Source organism: Bacillus sp. JJ1127 (assembly GCF_036965845.1).
Lineage (GTDB): Bacteria > Bacillota > Bacilli > Bacillales > Bacillaceae_G > Bacillus_A.
Window position 1 is genome coordinate 1 of record NZ_JBALQK010000436.1, and the last position, 1,462, is coordinate 1,462.

A 1,462-nucleotide genomic window follows, 5' to 3' on the forward strand; every position below is an offset into this window, starting at 1 on the left:
GTTAAGTGTTTTAAGCAAATATGTGTAGACATTTTACAGAGAAAAGAGTAATTTTAATAGAGTGGAAATCAGATTGTAATATTCTATAATCATATCGTAATGTTCTGTAACCATATATACATAAAATTAGAGAAATAAAGAATGAAAAGTTGTTAGGGAAAAGGAGAGAGTATATTGTTTCGTAAAGTAAAAAGTATAGTAATAGGGGCAATATGTATTGGTGTAGTGAGTGGATGTGGCACCAAAGTTAGCGATGTGGCTTTAGTAAGCGATATGGGTGACCATGCGGTAGAGGCTAAAACAGATGTCAATGATAGTATCAGTTTAGTAGATCCTAGAAGTGGAACTGAAGTGAAAAAGTTAAATTTAGCAGACTTAGGCTACTTTGAAGATGAAAATAAATTTAAAAAAGAAGTAACGAAGATTGCTGGTGAAGTTGGAAAAAGCGTTGATAAAAAGATGGTTCCTTCACGTATGGCAAGTGATGGAACGTGGCAAGAAGGTAAACCTTCTTATGAATTAATGGAAAAAGAGTTAATAGACAAATTAATGAATGTAGGTATGTGGGATTCTTCATATCAATTACCAATCGTTGAGAAAAAACCAGTAGCAACACCAAATGATGCTAGTGGAAGTGGTGCAGTAATCGGTAGATATGAAACGAATTTAGGTGGCTCTACTGGCGGTAGAATTGAAAATATTCGTCTATCTGCAAGTAACGTTAGCGGGGTTGTCTTAGGAAAAGGAGATCGCTTCTCTTTTAATTCATTAATTGGGGATACAACGCCAGACAAAGGATACCAGTTAGGTAAAGAAATTGTCGATGGCAAACTAGTAGATGGCTATGGAGGCGGTGTTTGTCAAACATCATCTACTCTATTCAATGCTGCAGATCAAGCTGGTTTAAAAATGGTAGAGAGAACAACGCATTCCAAAACAGTTGGATATGTTCCAAAAGGGCGAGATGCTACAATAGCATATCCATATTTAGATTTAGTGTTTGAAAATACAAAGGATGTACCTGTGAAGCTTTATATGAGTGTAGAGGGCGATAAACTTGTTGCTGAAGTACGTGCAATGAAATAAGAATAGTCCCTGTTTATTGATGAAGGTTGTCTATTAGTGAGGGATGAAGAAAAATTTCATTAATAGAAGATTGAACTGAGCCATTCTTTCTAGTGTTTTTTTAGAAAGGGTGGCTTTTTGTGTGCATGTAAAACCTTAAAAGGTGTAAATAGAAAGGAACAAAATAGAGAAGATAAATGAATCAATCAATCAGGTTGTATAATGCTATATAAAAAAGGTGCTTCGTATAGAAAGCACCTTTTTCCATGAAGAACGATTTAAGCTTTTGTGTAATTTAAATCCCAAATAACACCAAAGCAATCTTTCACTTTGGCAAATTTTGCGCCATCTAAATCCCTGCTATGCAGAATAAAAAGTAACCTACACTCGTTTGCTC

General features: G+C 35.0%; 1 protein-coding gene. It reads left to right on the plus strand.

The features are described from left to right. Positions 1-174: 174 nt before the first annotated feature. Positions 175-1,086: a VanW family protein gene (locus V7183_RS25605; protein WP_097898565.1), complete on the plus strand. Its 912-nt coding sequence runs from the start codon at positions 175-177 to the stop codon at positions 1,084-1,086. The last annotated feature ends 376 nt before the right edge of the window (positions 1,087-1,462 follow it).